The sequence below is a fragment of the Pseudomonas sp. GW456-E7 genome, assembly GCF_059424105.1.
The window spans coordinates 1-18938 of record NZ_JBWKZB010000062.1 but is presented as its reverse complement, the minus strand read 5'-3'; the positions used below and the strand labels follow the sequence as shown (position 1 = coordinate 18938).

19 protein-coding genes and 1 pseudogene are annotated in these 18938 nt (G+C 62.0%); 8 read left to right on the top strand and 12 right to left on the bottom strand.

Annotated elements, in window-relative coordinates:
- Positions 1 to 49 precede the first annotated feature (49 nt).
- Positions 50 to 523 carry a hypothetical protein gene (locus AC07YV_RS26995; protein ID WP_102702240.1) on the top strand — a complete coding sequence of 158 codons (474 nt, stop codon included), beginning with the start codon at positions 50 to 52 and terminating at the stop codon, positions 521 to 523.
- Positions 524 to 908: 385 nt separating this feature from the next.
- Here the strand turns inward: AC07YV_RS26995 and AC07YV_RS26990 are convergent, their stop codons facing one another.
- Positions 909 to 1370: an HvfA family oxazolone/thioamide-modified RiPP metallophore gene (locus AC07YV_RS26990; protein ID WP_007977797.1), complete on the bottom strand. Its 462-nt coding sequence runs from the start codon at positions 1368 to 1370 to the stop codon at positions 909 to 911.
- Between the two features lie 619 nt (positions 1371 to 1989).
- Here AC07YV_RS26990 and AC07YV_RS26985 point away from each other — a divergent pair.
- Entirely contained in the window at positions 1990 to 2343 is a 354-nt protein-coding gene (locus tag AC07YV_RS26985; protein WP_102702239.1) for a DUF6124 family protein, read from the top strand.
- 140 nt (positions 2344 to 2483) lie between these two features.
- Here AC07YV_RS26985 and AC07YV_RS26980 read toward each other — a convergent pair whose 3' ends face one another.
- Positions 2484 to 3500 carry a M14 family metallopeptidase gene (locus AC07YV_RS26980; protein ID WP_102702238.1) on the bottom strand — a complete coding sequence of 339 codons (1017 nt, stop codon included), beginning with the start codon at positions 3498 to 3500 and terminating at the stop codon, positions 2484 to 2486.
- 171 nt (positions 3501 to 3671) lie between these two features.
- Here AC07YV_RS26980 and AC07YV_RS26975 point away from each other — a divergent pair.
- Positions 3672 to 4157, top strand: a pseudogene (locus AC07YV_RS26975) (TetR family transcriptional regulator C-terminal domain-containing protein); the annotation flags it as partial.
- On the opposite strand, the gene AC07YV_RS26970 reads toward AC07YV_RS26975, so the two are convergent.
- The 6 genes from AC07YV_RS26970 to AC07YV_RS26945 all read right to left on the bottom strand — a co-directional run bounded on the left by AC07YV_RS26970 (position 4113) and on the right by AC07YV_RS26945 (position 11089).
- Complete coding sequence (locus AC07YV_RS26970; RefSeq protein ID WP_102702237.1) at positions 4113 to 5117, bottom strand: DMT family transporter; 1005 nt, start codon at positions 5115 to 5117, stop codon at positions 4113 to 4115. The pseudogene AC07YV_RS26975 and the gene AC07YV_RS26970 overlap by 45 nt on opposite strands.
- Positions 5117 to 5815: an ABC transporter permease subunit gene (locus AC07YV_RS26965; protein WP_015095644.1), complete on the bottom strand. Its 699-nt coding sequence runs from the start codon at positions 5813 to 5815 to the stop codon at positions 5117 to 5119. Before AC07YV_RS26965 ends, AC07YV_RS26970 begins: the two co-directional genes overlap by 1 nt.
- 18 nt (positions 5816 to 5833) lie before the next feature.
- Entirely contained in the window at positions 5834 to 6547 is a 714-nt protein-coding gene (locus AC07YV_RS26960) for an ABC transporter permease (RefSeq protein ID WP_102702236.1), read from the bottom strand.
- Between the two features lie 170 nt (positions 6548 to 6717).
- Entirely contained in the window at positions 6718 to 7500 is a 783-nt protein-coding gene (locus AC07YV_RS26955; RefSeq protein WP_102702235.1) for a transporter substrate-binding domain-containing protein, read from the bottom strand.
- Between the two features lie 27 nt (positions 7501 to 7527).
- The gene (locus tag AC07YV_RS26950; protein WP_102702234.1) at positions 7528 to 9531 is read right to left on the bottom strand and encodes an aminotransferase class I/II-fold pyridoxal phosphate-dependent enzyme; all 2004 of its coding nucleotides are present in this window, start codon (positions 9529 to 9531) and stop codon (positions 7528 to 7530) included.
- 157 nt (positions 9532 to 9688) lie between these two features.
- Positions 9689 to 11089, bottom strand: coding sequence for an MFS transporter (locus tag AC07YV_RS26945; RefSeq protein ID WP_102702233.1), 1401 nt, complete (start codon positions 11087 to 11089; stop codon positions 9689 to 9691).
- 216 nt (positions 11090 to 11305) lie between these two features.
- Here AC07YV_RS26945 and AC07YV_RS26940 point away from each other — a divergent pair, with 216 nt between their 5' ends.
- A complete protein-coding gene (locus AC07YV_RS26940; RefSeq protein WP_102702232.1) occupies positions 11306 to 12190 on the top strand; it encodes a LysR family transcriptional regulator in 885 nt (294 codons plus the stop codon).
- Between the two features lie 187 nt (positions 12191 to 12377).
- On the top strand, positions 12378 to 12797 hold the full coding sequence (locus AC07YV_RS26935) for an organic hydroperoxide resistance protein (RefSeq protein ID WP_007977775.1): 420 nt from the start codon (positions 12378 to 12380) through the stop codon (positions 12795 to 12797).
- 184 nt (positions 12798 to 12981) lie between these two features.
- Here AC07YV_RS26935 and AC07YV_RS26930 read toward each other — a convergent pair whose 3' ends face one another.
- Positions 12982 to 13434, bottom strand: a complete 453-nt coding sequence (locus AC07YV_RS26930) for a cupin domain-containing protein (protein ID WP_102702231.1) — start codon at positions 13432 to 13434, stop codon at positions 12982 to 12984.
- Between the two features lie 163 nt (positions 13435 to 13597).
- Entirely contained in the window at positions 13598 to 14092 is a 495-nt protein-coding gene (locus AC07YV_RS26925) for a winged helix-turn-helix transcriptional regulator (RefSeq protein WP_007977772.1), read from the bottom strand.
- 99 nt (positions 14093 to 14191) lie between these two features.
- Here AC07YV_RS26925 and AC07YV_RS26920 point away from each other — a divergent pair, with 99 nt between their 5' ends.
- Positions 14192 to 14824 carry a cysteine hydrolase family protein gene (locus tag AC07YV_RS26920; RefSeq protein WP_102702230.1) on the top strand — a complete coding sequence of 211 codons (633 nt, stop codon included), beginning with the start codon at positions 14192 to 14194 and terminating at the stop codon, positions 14822 to 14824.
- Positions 14824 to 16389 carry an aldehyde dehydrogenase (NADP(+)) gene (locus AC07YV_RS26915; RefSeq protein ID WP_102702229.1) on the top strand — a complete coding sequence of 522 codons (1566 nt, stop codon included), beginning with the start codon at positions 14824 to 14826 and terminating at the stop codon, positions 16387 to 16389. Before AC07YV_RS26920 ends, AC07YV_RS26915 begins: the two co-directional genes overlap by 1 nt.
- A gap of 260 nt (positions 16390 to 16649) precedes the next feature.
- On the opposite strand, the gene AC07YV_RS26910 is transcribed toward AC07YV_RS26915, so the two are convergent.
- The gene (locus AC07YV_RS26910) at positions 16650 to 16946 is read right to left on the bottom strand and encodes a DUF6124 family protein (RefSeq protein WP_102702228.1); all 297 of its coding nucleotides are present in this window, start codon (positions 16944 to 16946) and stop codon (positions 16650 to 16652) included.
- A gap of 472 nt (positions 16947 to 17418) precedes the next feature.
- Positions 17419 to 17931, bottom strand: coding sequence for a 4-hydroxyphenylacetate 3-monooxygenase, reductase component (gene hpaC, locus AC07YV_RS26905; protein ID WP_008002569.1), 513 nt, complete (start codon positions 17929 to 17931; stop codon positions 17419 to 17421).
- A gap of 260 nt (positions 17932 to 18191) precedes the next feature.
- Here hpaC and AC07YV_RS26900 point away from each other — a divergent pair, with 260 nt between their 5' ends.
- Complete coding sequence (locus tag AC07YV_RS26900; RefSeq protein ID WP_007978139.1) at positions 18192 to 18821, top strand: response regulator transcription factor; 630 nt, start codon at positions 18192 to 18194, stop codon at positions 18819 to 18821.
- Positions 18822 to 18938 lie beyond the last annotated feature (117 nt).

The following is an 18938-nucleotide window of genomic DNA, read 5'->3' as shown; positions in this document are numbered from 1 at the left end:
CGTATGAAGGCGATTAGGTACGCTGGGGAAAAATCACATGGAGTAGTAGATGAAACGTATTTTGTTGGCAGGGTTTGCGGTTGTGGTTGGATCTCTTGGAGGCTGCGTAGCGGATAAGAAGGAGCCCAACCACCCCATCTCCTCACAAGCGACACCTTTACCTGCCGATTCGGAGGCGGTACGTGCCACCAAACAGCGACTTCAAGAAGATCTTGCGGGTGTCAAAGTACTGATTGTGATGGCGTGCTCAGAGAAGCTGCACATACCAACCTTGGATCGTCCCGAGGATCTGGCTGCGGTTGGAAAGTGCACGAACGACCAGATAAAGGTCTTCGGCAAGGAAGCGCTGGCCCGCATAGAAGCTAGAGAGCTGACTGAAAACGAAGCGGGTCAATTCATGCTTAATCAAGCAGTGGGCTTTCTTCAGGCCAACAGCGAGGGGGCGAGAACCCGTGATTCCGCAGAGCTTATTCAAATTGCGGTAGAGGGCGGGAGTAGACTGCTTCTTTCCAAACCTGAATGATGGCTACCTAGCGTCCATGTCTCGGTAGCGGGCGAAATTTGCCGTGATGGTTCGGCCGCTGGTTGCCTAGTCGGTGCGCCGCGACACCTGTGGCCTAAGGAACCGGACGCGTAACCCAGCTCCTCGCGTTCTTGAGGAGGTGAGATTTATTTTCCGTACTCTATCGTCCATGTTGGGCCGTTCTCTGCCGGTCATGAGCTACAAAGCCTGCTGGTTAAATCCGACGCAATCGATCGTCAGAACGAATACAAATAACTGGTCAGGTCAAATGTAAACGGGTGGTCAAGTGCAGTGCAATTTCCCGTCTGACGACCAATCCAGTACTGCCCACACAAAAAAACCCTCCTGCGCATCAACGCAGGAAGGTTTTTTTGTTAGCGGCTGATCACTCTTTAGCCTGACTCAACTTGGTAAACAACTCAGTCGGCACTTTCTTGCCATTGGAGGTGTACTGGTTGGTGCGGAACTTGTACACCTCACCCTCGGACAGGAAGCCGTCGCCGTTGGCGTCCATCGCTTTGAATTCCTCTGTGCCCTTGGGTGCCACGGCCAGCAGTTCCTTGAGCGAGACGCGGCCGTCATGGTCGGCGTCGGTGCGGGCGAAGGACGCATCGCCGCACTTGCCTTCACCGCACTTGCCTTCGGCCTGGGTCTTTTGGGCGCTGGCTTCGCTGGCACCGCACTTGCCTTCGCCACACTTGCCTTCGCTGGTCTTCTCGGCGGAGGCCAGTTGATAGCCCTGGGGCAAGGCTTCGGCGGAAAACGCCGAGGACGCGAAGTTGATACCGCCGACCAGTGCTACAGCGATCAGGCCAATACGGGTTTTGTTCGACTGGATACGAGACATGTTGATACTCCGGATCAATGACGTGGCGGGACCACTATGGGTCGTACCACAAGGGTTGATGAACCTGGTTGCGAGCTGCGTTGTGCTTCTCGCTTTGGCAGGTCTATTTGGCCCCAGTGGTGTATCCGGGCTGTATCCGTGATGAGTGGGTTTTGTAGGGTTGTAGTCGGATTTCGTGCGCTGATACACAGCGATACACGAAAGCTGGTATTCAGTTGGCCGGGGATGTTTTTTGCTTGCGTGGGGTTTGCTCGACATCGCCAAAGAGCGCTTGTTTAAAAAGGTTGTAGGGTATTTCCGGCGGGCTACAAGACCTTGCGTCGTTGCCTACGGGTACGCCAGAATCCGCCGGCTTGTGCGCCCTAGGTCCAGGTTCTATCGTGCCCGCGTCGCTGCCAATTCAGCGATCAGGCTTGGAACCCTGATGAGTAAACGGCGCATGACGCCCTTCATAACAATGCTTGCATGCTTTTGAGCGTGTACTCCGTTATGGCGGCTGTGCGTGGGAGACCTTCGGGTCTGCCGGGTTCCGTTAACCCCGGGTTCCAACCTGCGTACAGCTGCCACCTTTCGCTTGGAACCGAATGGTGCAGCTTTAACTCGTAGACGGAGAGTTGCCATGTTCAAGGTCACCCCCAACCCGCCGGACACCGATCCGACATCCCCCTGCGAACCCGATTCAACCAGGCTCAAAGAAGCCGCCGAATCCGCCTTCCACGTCCCCTCCTCCGCCGACATCAAGGCCACACCGCGCACGCCTTGCACTCTGTTTACCGTCGACCCCGAGGTCGATACCGAAACGCTGATGGTGTATCTGGTCGAGACGCTGGCCTCGGTCGATGTGATGGTGCATCAGTTGGTGGATCATCTGGATGGTGGGTCGCGCAATGCCCTGTTGGGGATTTCCAATAGTGTGATGCTGGCGGAGATTACGGCGAATCGGGTGTTGGATCAGATTGATCCGCGTGATTAGACACGCCGGTCTGTGGCGAGGGAGCTTGCTCCCGCTGGGCCGCGTAGCGGCCCCCAGCTCTTCACCTGAAAAGCAGGGCCTGCTGCGCAGTCCAACGGGAGCAAGCTCCCTCGCCACAGGGGTTGCGTGTTTGATGTTGGCTAGTTCGGGTCGAGCAACCCGCCGCTCCAGTGACGCGACACCCGGCTGCCGGTGAATTTTGCTACGCCCATGCCCTGGGCGATCAGTCGGTCGCGATAGCGCGTGACCAGGCGCCCTGCTTGTTCGGCATGCAGCACCACTTCGGAAGTCGGGTCACCCGGGGTTCTGAGGATCCGGGCAAAGCGCTGCCCTTCTTCGACGAAATCCCCCAGCTCTTTTTCGAAGATCAGCACGCCGGGTTGCGGGGCGATGAGGGTTTCCATGTGGCCCATTTCCACGGCCTCGACAGGCCAGTCCGCCGGCGCCACGGGCTCATCGATGACGCCGAACGCGCACAGCCAGTGGTACAACCCTTCGGCATCCGACTCGGCGAATCGGTCGTTGACGTCGCCCTGCCCGCGCAGTTCCAGGGTCGCGGCCATGCGCCCTGCTGTGACTCCGTCCCGCAGCCACGGGGCGATGATGGTTTCTTCGAAGGAACCGTCGCCGCCGTCATCCCAGATGATCGCCACGTCCATCTTCATCGCCGCCGCCAGTTCGCGGCCGCGGGGCCAGAAACTGCGGTGCACGTAGAGGTACGGCAGGGCTTCGTCATCGGTGTGCAGGTCGAGCATCACGTCGGCCGGGGCGGCCAGATGTACCAGTTTTTTTTGCCATTGCTGGACGCAGGTCGAGGGTCGCGCCATGGCCGCCGACTGGTCGAACGCGCGATTGAAGTTGTGCCCGGTCGCGTCGTGGTAACGCCCGAGTATCCGGCCCTGGCGAAACTGGCCGATGCCCAGTGGATTGGCTTGTGGCACCACGGTCACCTGGCCTTTGAGCCGGCCCTGGGCTTCGGCGATCTGTAGCCGTTGCATCAGCACATGCAGGACCAGCATCCCGGCGATTTCATCGGCATGCACCCCGGCCTGCAGGTGCACGTTCGGCCCGCTGCCATCGCCGGCATAGCGCCAGGCACCGACCCGTACGGCATCGCCGTTGTTGTTGCTGACACTGAACGAAATATCCTGCGGCATTGGTTTTCCCTCCCGTCATGACCGTTGAAAAACGCTGTATCGCGGCTGTCGAGGCTGGTGATTGAACAGACGTTCAACTAAGCTCGACAACGTGAAAGCTCATCCAGGGACAGCCTTGTGACAACCGATGCCCCGAAAAACCGTCGCGCCGAACCCGAAGACCGCCGCGAAATGCTGGTGGCGGCCACCCTGCGCTGCCTGGGCCGCGACGGTCACGCCGGGATATCCGTGCGGCGCATCGCCACCGAAGCCGGGGTGTCCGTGGGTTTGCTCAACCATCACTTCGGCAGCATCGAGGCACTGATCGCCGACACCTACCAGCGGCTTGCGAGCGAGTTGACCACTGCCCTGCTCCAGGAAATCGAACAGGCACAGACACCTGCGCAGAAGATCGATGCCTTTCTCGAAGGCTCGTTCTCGCCCAGGGTCATGGACCCGAAACTGCTCGGCGTGTGGGTGGTGTTCTGGAGCCTGATCCGTCACTCCGAACACGTCAGCCAGTCCCACGAAAAAAGCTACCGCGCCTACCTCGATCTGATCCGCCAGTTGCTCGACGGCCTGGCGGCCAGCGAAGGCTTCGTGATTCACGACACGCGCCTGGCCGCCATCGGCCTATCGGCGATGCTCGACGGTCTCTGGCTCGAGTGGTGCCTGAACCCCGAGACCTTCAGCGCCGCCAACGGACTGCATATCTGCCGTTGCTGGATAAAGGGGCTGCGTCACGGAGCATTCAGCACCGACGACGTCCTGTGACGTGTGCCGGCCGAAGATCATCGCCAGGGTGCCACTGACCGCGATCAACCCGGCGCCGATCATCAGTGACGTGTCCATCAGCGTGCCCCAGACCAGGCTCGACAGGGCAAACGCCCAGATCAAGCCGGTGTATTCGAACGGTGCGAGCAAGGTCGCGGTGGCGCGGCGGAAACTGGCGAACAGCAGGAACTGGCCGATGCCGCCCACCAGCCCGGCGCCGAGCATGCCCAGCCAGGCCGGTGTCGGCGAGGGTGTGTAAGTCCACGGCAGGGCCACCGCCATGCACATCACAAACACCACGTTGGTGATCAGCATCTGTTCCAGCACGGAGGTCTGGTCATCTACCTGACGCAGCTGGATGTAGGTGAACGCCCAGCACATCGCCGCTAGCAGGGTCAGGACGATGGGCAACGGCTCGGTCATGTGGTCGGGGCGACAGGCAATGACCACCCCGACGAATCCGACGATCAGGCTGAACCACTGCCAGCCGCTGGCGCGCTCCTTGAGAATCACCGCCGCCAGCACCGTGACCATGATCGGCGCGGAAAAATACAGGGTGGTCATCTCGGCCAGGGTCAGGTCCCGGGCCGCCGTGTAGTACAGCACCCAGGCCACTATCGACAGCAAGCCGCGCACCACCAGCAGGCGCCGGCTCGGTGAATGCCAGGCCCGCTGGATAACGCGCGAACGCCCCGCCAGCAGCACGGCCACGACCACCACGGCGGCGCGCCAGAACAGAATGGTGACCACCGAATAGTCGGCCACCAGCCACTTGATGACTGCATCCTGCAACGACAGGAATGCATAGCCCAGAGTGCACAGGCCAATGCCCTGCAGCGAGCGGTCGACGTTGGACGAACTCATCAGGCGGACCTGCGCACGGGCGTTCCGCGCCGCTCGGCGAAGGCAAACAGCGCTTCGATCAGGAAGGTCAGGCAGACGTAGACACCGGCCACCAGCAACAGGGGTTCGTACACTTGCAGGGTTTGCGCGCGGACCACGTTGGCGGCGCCGAGCAGGTCGATCACAGCGATGGTCGAGGCCAGTGCCGTGGACTTGAGCAGCATCACGGTTTCCCCCGCCAGGGTCGGCAACAGCAGACGCAGGGCCCGGGGCAAGCGCACCCGCAGCAACGACTGGCGCGCGGTCATGCCAAAGGCCGACGCGGCCTCCATCTCGCCCTTGGGCACCGCCAGCAGGCCACCGCGAATCACTTCGCCGACATAGGCCCCCATCGACACCACCAGGGCGAACACGATGTACCAGTAGCCATCGCGCAGGTAAGGCCAGAGGAAGCTGCCGCGAATCAGCGGGAACTGGGCAAACAGGCTGCCCAGCCCGTAGTAGTAGATGTAGATCTGGATCAGCAACGGCGTGCCGCGCGTGACGCTGGTGTAGAACAGGCTGACCTTGGCGATCACCTTGTTTTTCGAGATCCGCGCCAGCGCCACCAGCACCGCCAGCAGGTAACCGAACACACTGGAGACCAACAGAATGATGAGGGTGGTTTGCAGCCCCCGGCCCAACAGCGCCCCGTATTCAACTATCCACGCTGGAATCATTTCATTCTCTCTGCCGGTTCAGTCAACAAGAGGCATCCAGCGACGAATGCGTCGCTCCAACCGTCCCGAAAGATAGTTCGACACCAAGGTCACCGCGTAGTACAGCGCGGCAGCCGTGAGGTAGAACAACAGGTAGTGGCGCGTCGAACCCGCGCCTTGCTTGGCGGTGTACAGCAGCTCGTTGGTGCCGACCACGCTGATCAGCGCGCTGTCCTTGATCAGGTTGATCCACAGGTTGGCCATCCCGGCCATGGCGTAAGGCGCCATGATCGGCAGCGTGACCCGGCGGAACAGACCGAAACCATTGAGGCCGAACGCCTTGGCCGCTTCGATCTGGCCGAAGGGAATCGCCTGGATCGCCGCGCGGAAAATCTCCGAGGCGTAGGCGCCCTGCACCAGCCCCAGCACGACGATGGCCGCCAGCGGACCGCTGACATTCACCACGCCGTAGCCGAGTTTGGTCATCAGCGAGTTGAGAAGCATGGAGCCGACGTAGTACAGCAACAGAATCAGCAGCAACTCGGGCACTGCGCGGAACAAGGTGGTGTAGCCGCGCATCAGCGCGGCAATCGGCTTTGGCGCGCCGAGCTTGAGGCACGCCACCACCAGCCCGATGGCCAGCCCGAGCACAAAGGCCCCGGCGGAAATCTGCAGGGTCATCCAGAGCCCCTTCAACAGCGCACTGCCCCATCCCTGTTCGGTGAAATTGATCAGATCGAACATTGCCGGCATTTCAGTCTCCAGTATGCGGTCATGAACACACCGCCGGATTCTGTGGGAGCGAGCTTGCTCGCGATGAGGCCATGCCAGTCAATATCAATGCTGACTGAACCACCGCTATCGCGAGCAAGCTCGCTCCCACAGGGATCTGCTTTTCCTCAGGACTTGCGTTTAGCCCGACATCAGAACGCCGGCTTCACGCTGGTGCCGAAGTAGCTCTGGGACAGCTCGTCGTAGTCCTTGCTCGCCAGCAATTCCTGGATGGCCTTGTCGAGTCTGGCCTTGAGTTCGGTGTCGTCCTTGCGCAGGCCGGCGCCTACGCCTTTGCCGAAGATCGGGTCATAGGGCACGGTGCCGAGGTAGGCCAGGTCCTTGGCATCCGGGGTCTTGACGAACGAAGCCATGGCGGTGCCGTCGGCCATCATCAGGTCGATGCGCCCGGCAATCAGGTCGGCGTTGGCCGAGTCCTGGGTGTCGTAGTACTTAACGTCGGCGATCTTTTCGTAGTAGGTCTTCAGGTAGCTGGCGCTCACGGTCGAGTTCTGCACGCCGATGATCTTGCCCTTGAGGTCATCCGGGTACTTCTTCACCGACGTCTCTTTCGGGCCGACGACGGCAATCGCCGAATCGTAGTAGGCCTTGCTGAAGGCGATCTGTTTTTCCCGTTCTTCGGTCACCGACATCGAAGAAAAGATCACGTCGATCTTCTTCGCCAGCAGCGACGGAATGATGCCGTCCCACGCCACTTCCTTGATCTCGCAATCGGCTTTCATTTCACTGCACAGCTTGTGGATCAGGTCGACTTCAAAGCCCTTCCACTCACCGTTGGCCTGCTTTTCGGTGTACGGCGGATAGGGTTCGGCGGCCACCGCGAAACGGATGGGCTGTGCCTGAGCCGCACTCATGCCGGCCAGCAGTACGCAGGCTGCACCGGTCAACCAGTTTGCAAAACGTCGATTTCCCATGTTGTTTTCCCGTCTTTTTATGATGAGTTAGCGAGTCTGATGAGCGTTGACGAATTGCCGGCAACGCTCGCTGCGTGGGTGTACGAACACTTCGTCCGGCGAACCGGTTTCCTCGATCAGCCCTTGATGCAGGAAGGCGACTTTGGAAGAGACATCGCGTGCAAAAGCCATTTCATGAGTCACCAGGATCATGGTCCGGCCTTCTTCGGCGAGGGAGCGGATCACCCGCAGCACTTCCCCGACCAGTTCCGGGTCGAGTGCCGAGGTGGGTTCATCGAACAGCATGACCTTGGGCCGCATGGCCAGGGCCCGGGCGATGGCCACCCGTTGTTGCTGTCCCCCGGAGAGAAACGCCGGGTACTCGTTGCGCTTGGCCGCAAGCCCGACGCGTTCGAGCAGGGCTTCGGCCCGTTCGGTGGCCTCCGCACGGCTTTCACGCAGGACCTGGGTCGGCGCTTCGATGAGGTTTTCCAGCACCGTGCGATGGGGCCAGAGGTTGAAGTTCTGGAACACCATGCCCAGGCTCGACCTGATGCGCACCAGCTGTTTGGCGTCCGACACCAGCGGTGCACCGGGGCGATTCTGGTTGAGGTGAATGCTTTCGCCATCGACCAGGATGCGGCCCTGGTCCGGCACTTCGAGCATGTTGATGCAGCGCAGCAAGGTACTTTTGCCCGAGCCGCTGGCACCGATCAGGGAGATCACCTCGCCCTCGCGGGCGGTCAGGGATACGCCCTTGAGCACTTCGATATTGCCGAAGCGTTTGTGCAGGCGATCGACCTCGATCATGGTCCTGGCCGCGGCCGGTTCGACGGTTGCGGTACTGGTCACCGTACCGATCACCGGCCTCGGCGCTTCGCCGTTGAGCACCTGGACAAAGCCGCGAATACGCTGACAGGCCTGGGCCAGTCGTTCTTCGCTGAGGGTGAACGAGAGCCGGACAAAACCCTGGGCCGGTTCACCGAATGCCGCCGCATCCAGCACCGAGACACCGGCTTCGCGCAGCAGGCGCCAGGCGAATTCCAGCGAGGTCAGGCCGGTGCCGCGCACGTCCACCAGCACGAACATGCCGGCATCGGAGTTGAGCACGCTGATGCCCGGGCAATCGGCCAGGCCGGACACCACCAGATCGCGGCGCCGGCGATAGATCTCGCGCATGCCGTGGGTGACTTCATCATGGGACTGCACGGCCTTGAGCGCCGCTTCCATGACGAAACCGGGCAAGCCGTACAGCATGCTCAGCACCAGGGTTTCGACATGGTTGACCAGGGCTTCGTTAGCCACGACCCAGCCGATGCGCCAACCGGTCATGGCATGGGATTTCGACAGGCTGCCAATCACCACGCAGCGCTCGGCCATGCCCGGCAACGCCGCCAGGCTCAGGTGTTCGCGCTCGTAGGCGAGGCTCTCGTAGACCTCGTCCACCACCACCCACAGGTCATGGGCGATGGCGAGATCGGCAATGGCTTGCAGCTCTTCGCGACCCAGTACCACACCGGTGGGGTTGTTCGGGTTGGAGAAGAAAATCGCCCGGGTGCGCGGGGTGATGGCCTTGGCCAACACGGCGGCATCGAGGCGGAAACCCGAATCCGCCGCACAGGGCACCCGCACCAGCGTGGCGCCGGACGCCTTGAGCGTGGCTTCGTAGGTGACGTACATCGGGTCGAGGGCGATCACTTCGTCGCCGGCACCGAGCAGGCACATCGAGGTGGCGAACAAGGCGTTCTGCGCACCGGCGGTGAGAATGATGTTCGACGCCTGCAGTTCGCGGTCGATCAACCGGCTGTAGCGGCCGGCGATGGCTTCGCGCAAGGCCTGGCGGCCGGCGATTTCGGTGTAGTGGGTATCCCCTTCGCGCAAGGCGTGGATGGCGGCATCGGTGATGAAATCCGGGGTGGGGAAATCCGGGTCGCCGACGCTGAGGATGATCACGTCCTCGCCTTTGCGCTGTGCCGCGTTGGCCGCGTAGTGAATATCCCAGGCGGCAACGCCTTGGCCACTGATCCGCTCTACAAAGGGTGAAAACCGCATGCCAGTGCCTCGTTCGAATTGAAGAAACGCAAGCCCGCAACCAGCCGGGGGAAGGTGGCCCTCAACATAGTCCAGACTGAACACTCGTTCAACAGAAAACTCACAAGGCTTCGCGTTCAGCGCAAACAGGTCGTTTTCACGACAGTCGCGCCGTTTTTCAACACGACGCGATCAGGCGACGTGAAACGATTTTGCTGACCGCGCCAATCGCCAGGGCGATGCAGATCAGCCCCGCCGCGACCGCAAACGTCAAGCGCATCCCCTGCGCGATGGCCTCAGGTGGTGCCTGCAAAACATCGTGGCTGGCGGTGCCGAAGGCGAACACGGCGCCCATCACGCCAGCGCCGGTGATCAAGCCCAGATTGCGCGACAACCCGAGCAGACCGGAGACCACGCCGCGCTCTTGCGGCGTGATGTCCGCCAGCACGGCGGTATTGTTGGCCGCCTGGAACAGCGCATAACCGGCGGTCATGACCGCCAGGGGCACGATGTAGCCGAGCGCGCCGAAGTTCGTCGGCACGGCGGGCAGGATGCAAGCGCCGGTCAGCATGGCCAGCAATCCGAGCGTGCCGGATCGATGTGCGCCCAAGCTGTCGACCCATCGACCCACCGGGACCCCGACCAGTGCGGCGACCAGCGGCCCCGTCGACATCACCAGGCCAACGCTCGCTGCATTCAGTGCCAGTGCTCCGGTGAGATAAAACGGCCCCACCACCAGGGTGGCCATGACCACGGTCGTCACCAGCAGGCTCATGGCGAAACCTGCGCTCAGTTGCACATTGCGGAACATCGTCAGTCGAACCAGCGGCGACTCGGCGCTGCGCTCGACGAACACAAACACGCCCGCCCCCACCACGGCCACCAGCAGCAGTGCCAGGTTCAGCGGCGCAAAACTGCCGCGCCCGAGGGTCATCGCCAGCGCATAGGCCAGCAGGGTCAGGACCAGTACCAGGGTGCCGAGGACGTCGAAACCCGCCCGATCCGCCCTTTTCTCAGGGCCATCTTTCGGCAGAAAACGCTGCGCGAGCCCCATCGCCAAAACACCCAAGGGCACATTGAGCAGAAAAATCGCCTGCCACCCGAAATTGGCAATCAGAAATCCGCCGAGAGTCGGGCCGAGCGAGGTGCCGATCGCCGACATCGTGCCGAGCAGGCCCATCGCACTGCCCAGTTTTTCCTTGGGCACCGCCCCACTCACCAGCGCCAGGGTCAACGCCATCATGATGGCCGCGCCGATGCCCTGCAGGGCCCGGGCGGCAATCAGCCACCCGAGACCGGATGAGACGGCGCACAGGACTGAAGCGGCGGTAAACACTGCCATCCCGATCAACAACAAACGCCGACGGCCAACAATGTCGCCGAGTCGCCCGACACTGACGATCAGCGCCGTGATCGCCAGCAGGTAAGCGAGCACCACCCATTGCACTTGCTGGAAAGAAGCCGAAAACGCGGCGGCCAGTGTCGGCAAACCGACATTGGCAATGCTCGTGCCCAGGGATGACAGCAGCATGGACAGCGACAGGCTGGCCAGCGCGCCTCGAATCGATATGGACTTCATTTTCTCGCGACTCCGCAAACAGGTTGTCCCGAGCCTAAGCCCAGCCATAACATGGCGGAAGACGCAGCGTTTGCACTGAATACATGCACCAGACGCTACCCACCCACAACCCAGTGTGGGAGCGGGCTTGCTCGCGAAAGCGGTGTGTCAGCCAACATTGATGTTGAGGCTGATGGCCCCTTCGCGAGCAAGCCCGCTCCCACAGGAACCCATTCCATGCCCGACCTGAATCTGCTGATCACCCTGAACGTGTTACTGGAGGAAGGCAGCGTGGCCCGCGCCGCGCAGCGATTGCGCCTGAGCCCGTCCGCCATGAGCCGGGCGCTGGCGCGGTTGCGCGAAACCACGGGCGATCCGTTGCTGGTGCGGGCCGGGCGCGGACTGGTTCCCACGCCCCGGGCGCTGGAGTTGCGTGAGCGCGTCGGCGTGCTGGTACAGGACGCCGAAGCCGTCCTGCGCCCCGCCGAGGCGCTCGATCTCGCTCAACTGGCACGCACCTTCACCCTGCGCACCAGCGACGGCTTCGTGGAAAATTTCGGCGCGCCACTGATCGCCCGCATCCACCGCGAGGCGCCCGGTGTCCGCCTGAATTTCGTGCAGAAGCTGAACAAGGACAGCACCCTGCTGCGCGACGGTTCGGTTGACCTGGAGACCGGCGTGATCGGCGAATCCACCAGCCCGGAAGTGCGGACCCGGATGCTGTTTCGCGACCGCTTCATTGGCGTCGTGCGCGAGGGCCATCCACTGGCTCAAGGTGAAGTCACACCGGTGCGTTATGCCGAGGCTCGGCACATCCTGGTTTCACGCCGGGGCCATGAAAAAGGTGTCATGGACGATGCCTTGAATGAGTTGGGGTTGAAGCGGGAGATCATCAGCATTGTCGCCGGTTTTTCGTCCGCGATTGCCTTGGCGCGGGCTTCAGACCTGGTCGCCAGCGTACCGCAGCGGCACGTCGGCAACCTGTGCCAGGGCATGCATTGCTTTGCCTTGCCCTTCCCCACGCCGGCGATCACGGTGTCGATGCTGTGGCACCCGCGCATGGACGCCGACCCGGCCCATCGCTGGCTGCGCGGTTGTGTGTGGGAGGTTTGCAGTCAATAAACTCAGGCGCCACACGCATTCCAGCGGTTTGTATCGAACTGTATGTCCCCCCGGCCACCTTACACAGCAATACACATCTCCCAGGTTCAGGACATATGAGCAGTACATGGAAATGAAAAAGTGGGCGCGCATCGGAAAGCGCAGGTTTTCCGAGCATTCCCGCGACCCACTGACAGGAAATACCACCATGATCAATGCAATCGATACCGTGCTGTACACCGGCAAGACCCACACCACCGGCGGCCGCGACGGTCAGGCGCGCAGCACCGATGGACGCCTGGACATCAAGCTTTCGCCTCCCGGAGGTTCGGGTGCCGGCACCAATCCTGAGCAACTGCTGGCGGCGGGTTGGTCGGCCTGTTTCATCGGGGCGATGGGCAAGGCGTGCGTCGCGCTGAAAGTGGCCTTGCCGAGTGATGTTGCGGTGGATGCCGAAATCGATCTGGGCAAGTCCGAAAACGCTTTCTTCCTTCAAGCCCGCCTGAATGTCAGCCTGCCGGGCCTGGACCCGGCCATCGCACGCAGCGTGGTGGAACTGGCGCATCAGACTTGCCCGTATTCCAAAGCGACTCGCGGTAACATCGACGTCGAGATCAATCTGGTTTGACCGACGCAGAAAAGCCTGGCCTGACGTCTTGATACCGGTCAGGCCAGGCTTACTGAACACCGCAATCGTTGTTGTTGTTGTGGGAGCGAGCTTGCTCGCGATGGTCGTTAACGATAACGCGTGTTTCCTGGTTAAACACAGCGCTCTCGAGACCATCGCGAGCAAGCTCGCTCCCACAGTTCATCTACTCCTTGAGGATCAGCAGCGGCTGGCCTTTCCTGGCGATGTAGGTGGCCAGCTCCGAGGCCTTGTCCTGGCCGACGTTCTTCGCCACATGGGCGACGCCTTCGGGGATGTACAACGAATCACCGGCCTTGAGCGTCACCGGTGCCCGCCCTTCCAGCTGATACTCGAAGGTGCCGCTGATCACGTGCGCCACTTCTACGCCAGGGTGAGCGTGTTTGGGTGATGTCACGCCCGGGTCGAAGTCCACGAGCACCTGAGTGACTTCGCGATCGGCGGCGCCGAGGTCTTCGCGTACCAGATCGGTGCGATGCAGGCCCTGCTGCCAGCTTTTCATCGCCGGGGCCGCCTGTGTTTCCTGGGCTTGAGAGAAGCTCGCGAAGGTCGCAAGCCCTGCGGCGGCCAGGGCAATGCCCAGCTTGCCGATGGTGTGACGGGTGTTGATACGCAACATTGCCTTTCCTCCAGTTGAACCCTGGCCAGCCGCGCCGAAAATGACACGGTGCCGGTGGTTGCATTTGAAGGCCGCCGTGTATCGCCAGGGTGTCTGGAAACCCCGGTTTTGTATGCCCGGGTAACGGCGGGCGTTGCGGATACCTGCCGATACAAACCCGCCGCTAGGCCTTGAACGCTTCGCGCCGGGCGCTGCGTTCGGCGACATAGGCGGCACTCGGTTCACTGATCAGGTCGGCGCGGCGCAAGGGCTGCCCGCAATGGGCGCACAGCGGACCGAGGCCGGCGGGCTCGCCGCAACTGCGGTGGGTATAGACCACCGCCAAACCTTCCCCGGGCGATTTGCACCAGGTTTCGCCCCAGGCCCGCAGCGCCAGCACCACCGAGTAGAACGCATCGCCCTTTTCCGTGAGGTGATATTCGTAGCGTTTGGGCCGTTCGCTGTAGGCACGTCGCTCCAGGAGCCCGTCGGCCTCCATGCTCTTCAAGCGCGCCGCGACCATTTGCGGCGTACCGCCGGTCTGCGCCTGGATTTCATCGAAGCGATGACTGCCCATGAACAACTCACGCAGGACCAGCACCGTCCAGCGGTCGCCCACGACGGCTTCGGCCCGGGAAATCGGGCACAGGGTTTCAGAAACGGTTGCTTTCACCGACATGCGGTATTGCCTCTTGCCTAGTTACTATGATTATCATATCTACGTGAATTGCTGGCAACTACACTTCATCATCCACGGATTATCTTGCGGAGCACCGCCATGTCCAATGCCACCTACCCTCTTGATCGGACGGCCTACCTGCTGGTCGACCCCTACAACGATTTCCTGTCGGAAGGCGGAAAGATCTACCCCTTGATCGAGCCCATTGCCAAGGGCGTCGGCCTGCTCGACAACCTGCGCACGCTTGATCGCACCGTTCGCGGGCTCGGCATTCCGGTGGTCATCGTACCGCACCACCGCTGGGAAAAAGGCGACTACGAAAACTGGGATCACCCAAGCCCCACCCAGTGCAAGATCATGCACATGCACCACTTCGCACGCGGGGAATGGGGCGGCGAATGGCACCCCGACTTCGCGCCGCAGGACGGCGACATCATCGTTCAGGAACATTGGGGTTCCAGCGGCTTTGCCAATACCGACCTGGATTTTCGCCTCACGCAAAAGGGTATCACCCACGTGATCATCGTCGGCCTGCTGGCCAACACCTGCATCGAGGCCACCGCCCGTTACGCTCAGGAACTCGGCTATCACGTCACCCTGGTACGGGACGCGACCGCGGCCTTCAAGCCGGAGATGATGCATTCGGCCCATGAGCTGAATGGCCCGACCTTCGCCCACGCCATCCTGACCACCGATGAACTGGTTGCCGCTCTGGCACAGGCAGGTGCGTGATGCAGTTGACCGGCAACCTGCTGATCGGCGCCCGTGAAGTCAGCGCCAGCGAAGGCACTCTTAAGGCGCTCAATCCCGCGACCAACCAGCCGATTGAGCCGGCATTCGCGCTGGGTAGCGTGGCCGATGTCGACCGGGCGGCGACCCTGGCCGATGAAGCATTCGATGTGTACAGCCATACCTCGCTCGCCGTGCGGGCGGCGTTTCTCGAACGCATCGCCGACAACCTCGACCGCGTTCGCACGGCGCTGGCGGCACGGGCCGCCCTGGAAACCGGCGTGCCCGAGGCGCAACTGGAAGGCGAGGCCATCAAGGCGGCCACCCAGTTCCGCCAGTTCGCCGATGTGGTGCGCAAGGGGCGTTTCCTGCAACTGGCCATCGACCCGGCGCAACCGGAGCGCCAGCCACGCCCGCGCATGGATCATCGCCTGCAAAAAATCGCCATCGGCCCGGTGGCGATTTTCGGTGCGAGCAACTTCCCCATCGCCTATTCGGTGGCCGGTGGCGACACCGCGTCGGCGCTGGCGGCGGGATCGACCGTCATTCTCAAGGCGCACAACGCGCATCCCGGCGCCTCGGAAATCCAGGCCCGGGCGATCCGCCAGGCGGTGCAAGACTGCGGATTGCCCGAAGGCGTGTTCTCCATGGTACGTGGCAGCGGCAATGCCATCGGCGAAGCGCTGGTCGATCATCCGCTGATCAAGGCCGTGACCTTCACCGGTTCCGAACAGGGTGGCATGGCGCTGTATCGGCGCGCGCAATTGCGTCCCGAGCCGATTCCGGTCTTCGCCGAGATGACCAGCGTCAACCCGACCTTCATTCTGCCCCGGGCACTCGCCGAACGCGGCGCGGCGATTGGCGATGGCTTTGTCGAGCGCATGCTGGTCAACGTCGGGCAAGCCTGCCTCAAGCCGGCGATTCTGCTGGCCGTCGAGGGCGCTGGGTTTGCAGCACTGCGCCACGCCATGAGCCAAGGCGTGAGCGCAGCGCCGGCGCGCACGATGCTGACACCGGGCATCCATGGGGCCTATCTGAACGGGCTGCGCACCCTGGAAAACGCCGGCGCCCTCCTCGTCGCCGTGGGCTCGAGCGCCACCGCTGAAGTCGATGGCCGTTCGGCGCTGTTCGAAGTCGATGGCGAACATTTTCTCGCCGAGCCGGCGCTTTCCCAGGAGGTATTCGGCCCGTCCGCGCTGCTGGTGAAGGTCCGGGATGAAGCAGAGCTGTTGCGGGTAGCGCGCTCCTTCAAGGGGCAACTCAGCGCGACCCTGCACCTTGAACAGGACGACCTGCCACTGGCCCGTCGCCTGCTGCCAACCCTGGAGCGACGCACCGGGCGCATCGTGGTCAACGCCTTCGCCCATCCGCAGGAAGTGTGTTTTGCCACCGTGCATGGCGGACCGTTTCCGGCCACCTCGGACAGTCGCTTCACCTCGGTGGGCATGACCGCCATCGAACGCTTCCTGCGCCCGGTGGCTTACCAGGGGTTTCCCGATGCCTTGTTGCCGGAGGTTTTGCGCGAGGGCAATCCCTTGGGGTTGCCGCGTCTTGTCGACGGTCATTAGCGCCATACCGTCAACCCTGTAGGAGCGAGCTTGCTCGCGAAGAGGCCGGCACAGCCAACATCATCGGTGGCTGAACTACCGCTTTCGCGGGCAAGCCCGCTCCCACAGTAGATTCGGTAGTCCACAAATACTGCGTACACCCACTAAACCTGTGGGAGCGAGCTTGCTCGCGAAGAGGCCATCACTTCCAACATCAATGTTGACTGACACACCGCGAGCAAGTCGGATCGCCGCACCGCCGCTCCCACAGTGTTCAGTGGTTAGCCGGGCCGATCGACCTGATCCAAAGCCCGATTCACCGCCAACTCCCCCAGCATGATCACTTGCGCGATGCCCAGCAGGGTGTTGCGGTGCGTGCCTTCCAGGAAGCCCGCCAGGTCATTGGCCATGACACTCGCCGAGGCCAGCGATTCGCAGGCGTGGGCCAGCAGGGTTTCGGTGTCGATGTCGGGGTTGATGGTGAACAGTGTGGAGGGTTTGTGCGGGGTGGCCATGATGTGCAGGGCCGGGTTGGGGCAGGAATCGTTGTCTGGTGGATCAGGTGTAACCTTGAGCATGACTTTCATTTCCGTTGTGATGCTGCCACGTCGTCGCTGCTAAACGAGGGGTGGCGGCTGTACGCAGGTTAGCAGACCGGGGAAATGAAGAAAGCCGGCGCGCCCGAGGGCGCCCTGCGCACAGCTGCCATCAACTGCAGGTATGGAATACCTGCCTGACGGACACTCGTACGATCTTCAAATACCACGGGCTGCTAAACCCGATCACTGGAAATCAGTGACGCGAATCAAGTTACCGATGGACCTCAAGGCGCACAAGCCGGCGGATTCTGGCGTAGCTGTAGGCAATGCCGCAAGGTCTTGTAGCTTGCAGGAAGTTACTCCTACAGCCGTTAAACAAGCATTCCAAACTGGCACCGCCATCGCGAGCAAGCTCGCTCCCACAGGGACTTTCAGCGAACGCAACATCTGTGTTCGACTCAAATCCACTGTGGGAGCGAGCTTGCTCGCGATTGAACGATAACGCGGTCTATCAGCAATGCGCGCCGGCATGTTCCAGGCGATGGAACAAGCGGTTGAAATACACCAGGCTGTCGCGCGGTTCGCGCACGCCGACCTTCGTCAGCTCCACGAACATTACCGAGTGCGAGCCCACTTCCTTGCACTCGCTGATGCGCCCTTCGAGCTGCACCAGGGCATCGCGCAGTACCGGCACGTCGGCCGCGCCGTCGTCCCACAGGTCCCAGGCGAAACGTTCGGCCATCGGCACCTGGGTCATGCCGGCGAAGTGTCGGGCCAGTTCTTCCTGCTCGCCGCACAGCACGTTGACGCACAGGTGGCCGTTGGTGCGGAACACGTCGTGGGTGGCGCTGTTGCGGTTGACGCACACCAGCACGGTGGGCGGCGAGTCGGTCACCGAGCACACAGCGCTGGCGGTGATGCCGCAGCGCCCGCCGGGGCCGTTGGTGGTGATGATGTTCACCGCCGCAGGCAGCTGCGCCATGGCGTTGCGAAAGTCGATTTGCTGCTGGCTCAGGTCGGCCATGTAGATGCCCCTTCCTTCAGGAGGACCGCCATCTTGCGGCCCGTAGGTGATGGAACAAGACTAAGGCTGCGGGCGCGGCACAACCATTCTGACGATCCCCATGGCGGGGTTGGGTTTCCGCTAGTCGACTAGGTGGTTTCTTTATCGCAAGGGCCGGCCACAGTGGGTATTCTGCTTACAGGCTCCAGAAAGACGAGCCGATGCGTGCCGCGCGTTCGCGTGCGAAAACAATAATTAGAAAACTTTCGTGGCAGCCCCCGATGGAAACCCGCAAACCGATTGTTTATATCGTTGACGACGACAAGGACCTGCGCACTTCCCTGGCCTGGTTGCTGGAGTCGGTCAGCGTGCAGGCGCAGTGCTTTGCCGGCGCCGAAGAGTTCCTCAGCCAGTACGACCCCAGGCAGCCCGCCTGCCTGGTGCTCGACGTGCGCATGCCGGAGACCAGTGGTTTCCAGTTGCAGGAAATCCTCAACCAGCGTGGCAGTACCTTGCCGACCATCTTCGTCTCGGCCCATGGCGACATTCCGATGTCGGTCACGGCGATGAAGAATGGCGCGCTGGACTTCGTCGAGAAGCCCTACAACCCGCAGCAGATGATCGACCGCATCCAGGCCGCGCTGAAGACCGCCGTGCACGCCCAGGCCGATCAGCAACAGCGTCAGAACCTGCAGGGCAAACTGGCGTTGCTGACCAGCCGTGAGCGGGAAGTGTTGATGCTGGTGATCGATGGCAAGGCCAGCAAGGTGATCGCGCGGGAACTGAACATCAGCGTGAAGACCGTTGACGTGCACCGCACCAAGATCAAGGAAAAGATGGGCGTGACCAGCATCGCCATGCTGGTGCGCGAAGTGCTGCATTTGCCGGTGGATGAGCCGGTGCGGCACTGAGCATTTTGTATTCGCCGTCGGGCCTCATCGCGAGCAAGCTCGCTCCCACATTTTTTGATCCCGGCCATACACAGGCTTTGTGTTCACTGGAGATCCACTGTGGGAGCGGGCTTGCTC

What these genes read in the sequence shown, in the direction of transcription:
- AC07YV_RS26995 (WP_102702240.1), top strand. Translation starts at nt 50, where the DNA reads ATGAAACGTATTTTGTTGGCAGGGTTTGCGGTTGTGGTTGGATCTCTT.
- AC07YV_RS26990 (WP_007977797.1), bottom strand. Translation starts at nt 1,370, where the DNA reads ATGTCTCGTATCCAGTCGAACAAAACCCGTATTGGCCTGATCGCTGTA.
- AC07YV_RS26985 (WP_102702239.1), top strand. Translation starts at nt 1,990, where the DNA reads ATGTTCAAGGTCACCCCCAACCCGCCGGACACCGATCCGACATCCCCC.
- AC07YV_RS26980 (WP_102702238.1), bottom strand. Translation starts at nt 3,500, where the DNA reads ATGCCGCAGGATATTTCGTTCAGTGTCAGCAACAACAACGGCGATGCC.
- AC07YV_RS26970 (WP_102702237.1), bottom strand. Translation starts at nt 5,117, where the DNA reads ATGAGTTCGTCCAACGTCGACCGCTCGCTGCAGGGCATTGGCCTGTGC.
- AC07YV_RS26965 (WP_015095644.1), bottom strand. Translation starts at nt 5,815, where the DNA reads ATGATTCCAGCGTGGATAGTTGAATACGGGGCGCTGTTGGGCCGGGGG.
- AC07YV_RS26960 (WP_102702236.1), bottom strand. Translation starts at nt 6,547, where the DNA reads ATGCCGGCAATGTTCGATCTGATCAATTTCACCGAACAGGGATGGGGC.
- AC07YV_RS26955 (WP_102702235.1), bottom strand. Translation starts at nt 7,500, where the DNA reads ATGGGAAATCGACGTTTTGCAAACTGGTTGACCGGTGCAGCCTGCGTA.
- AC07YV_RS26950 (WP_102702234.1), bottom strand. Translation starts at nt 9,531, where the DNA reads ATGCGGTTTTCACCCTTTGTAGAGCGGATCAGTGGCCAAGGCGTTGCC.
- AC07YV_RS26945 (WP_102702233.1), bottom strand. Translation starts at nt 11,089, where the DNA reads ATGAAGTCCATATCGATTCGAGGCGCGCTGGCCAGCCTGTCGCTGTCC.
- AC07YV_RS26940 (WP_102702232.1), top strand. Translation starts at nt 11,306, where the DNA reads ATGCCCGACCTGAATCTGCTGATCACCCTGAACGTGTTACTGGAGGAA.
- AC07YV_RS26935 (WP_007977775.1), top strand. Translation starts at nt 12,378, where the DNA reads ATGATCAATGCAATCGATACCGTGCTGTACACCGGCAAGACCCACACC.
- AC07YV_RS26930 (WP_102702231.1), bottom strand. Translation starts at nt 13,434, where the DNA reads ATGTTGCGTATCAACACCCGTCACACCATCGGCAAGCTGGGCATTGCC.
- AC07YV_RS26925 (WP_007977772.1), bottom strand. Translation starts at nt 14,092, where the DNA reads ATGTCGGTGAAAGCAACCGTTTCTGAAACCCTGTGCCCGATTTCCCGG.
- AC07YV_RS26920 (WP_102702230.1), top strand. Translation starts at nt 14,192, where the DNA reads ATGTCCAATGCCACCTACCCTCTTGATCGGACGGCCTACCTGCTGGTC.
- AC07YV_RS26915 (WP_102702229.1), top strand. Translation starts at nt 14,824, where the DNA reads ATGCAGTTGACCGGCAACCTGCTGATCGGCGCCCGTGAAGTCAGCGCC.
- AC07YV_RS26910 (WP_102702228.1), bottom strand. Translation starts at nt 16,946, where the DNA reads ATGCTCAAGGTTACACCTGATCCACCAGACAACGATTCCTGCCCCAAC.
- hpaC (WP_008002569.1), bottom strand. Translation starts at nt 17,931, where the DNA reads ATGGCCGACCTGAGCCAGCAGCAAATCGACTTTCGCAACGCCATGGCG.
- AC07YV_RS26900 (WP_007978139.1), top strand. Translation starts at nt 18,192, where the DNA reads ATGGAAACCCGCAAACCGATTGTTTATATCGTTGACGACGACAAGGAC.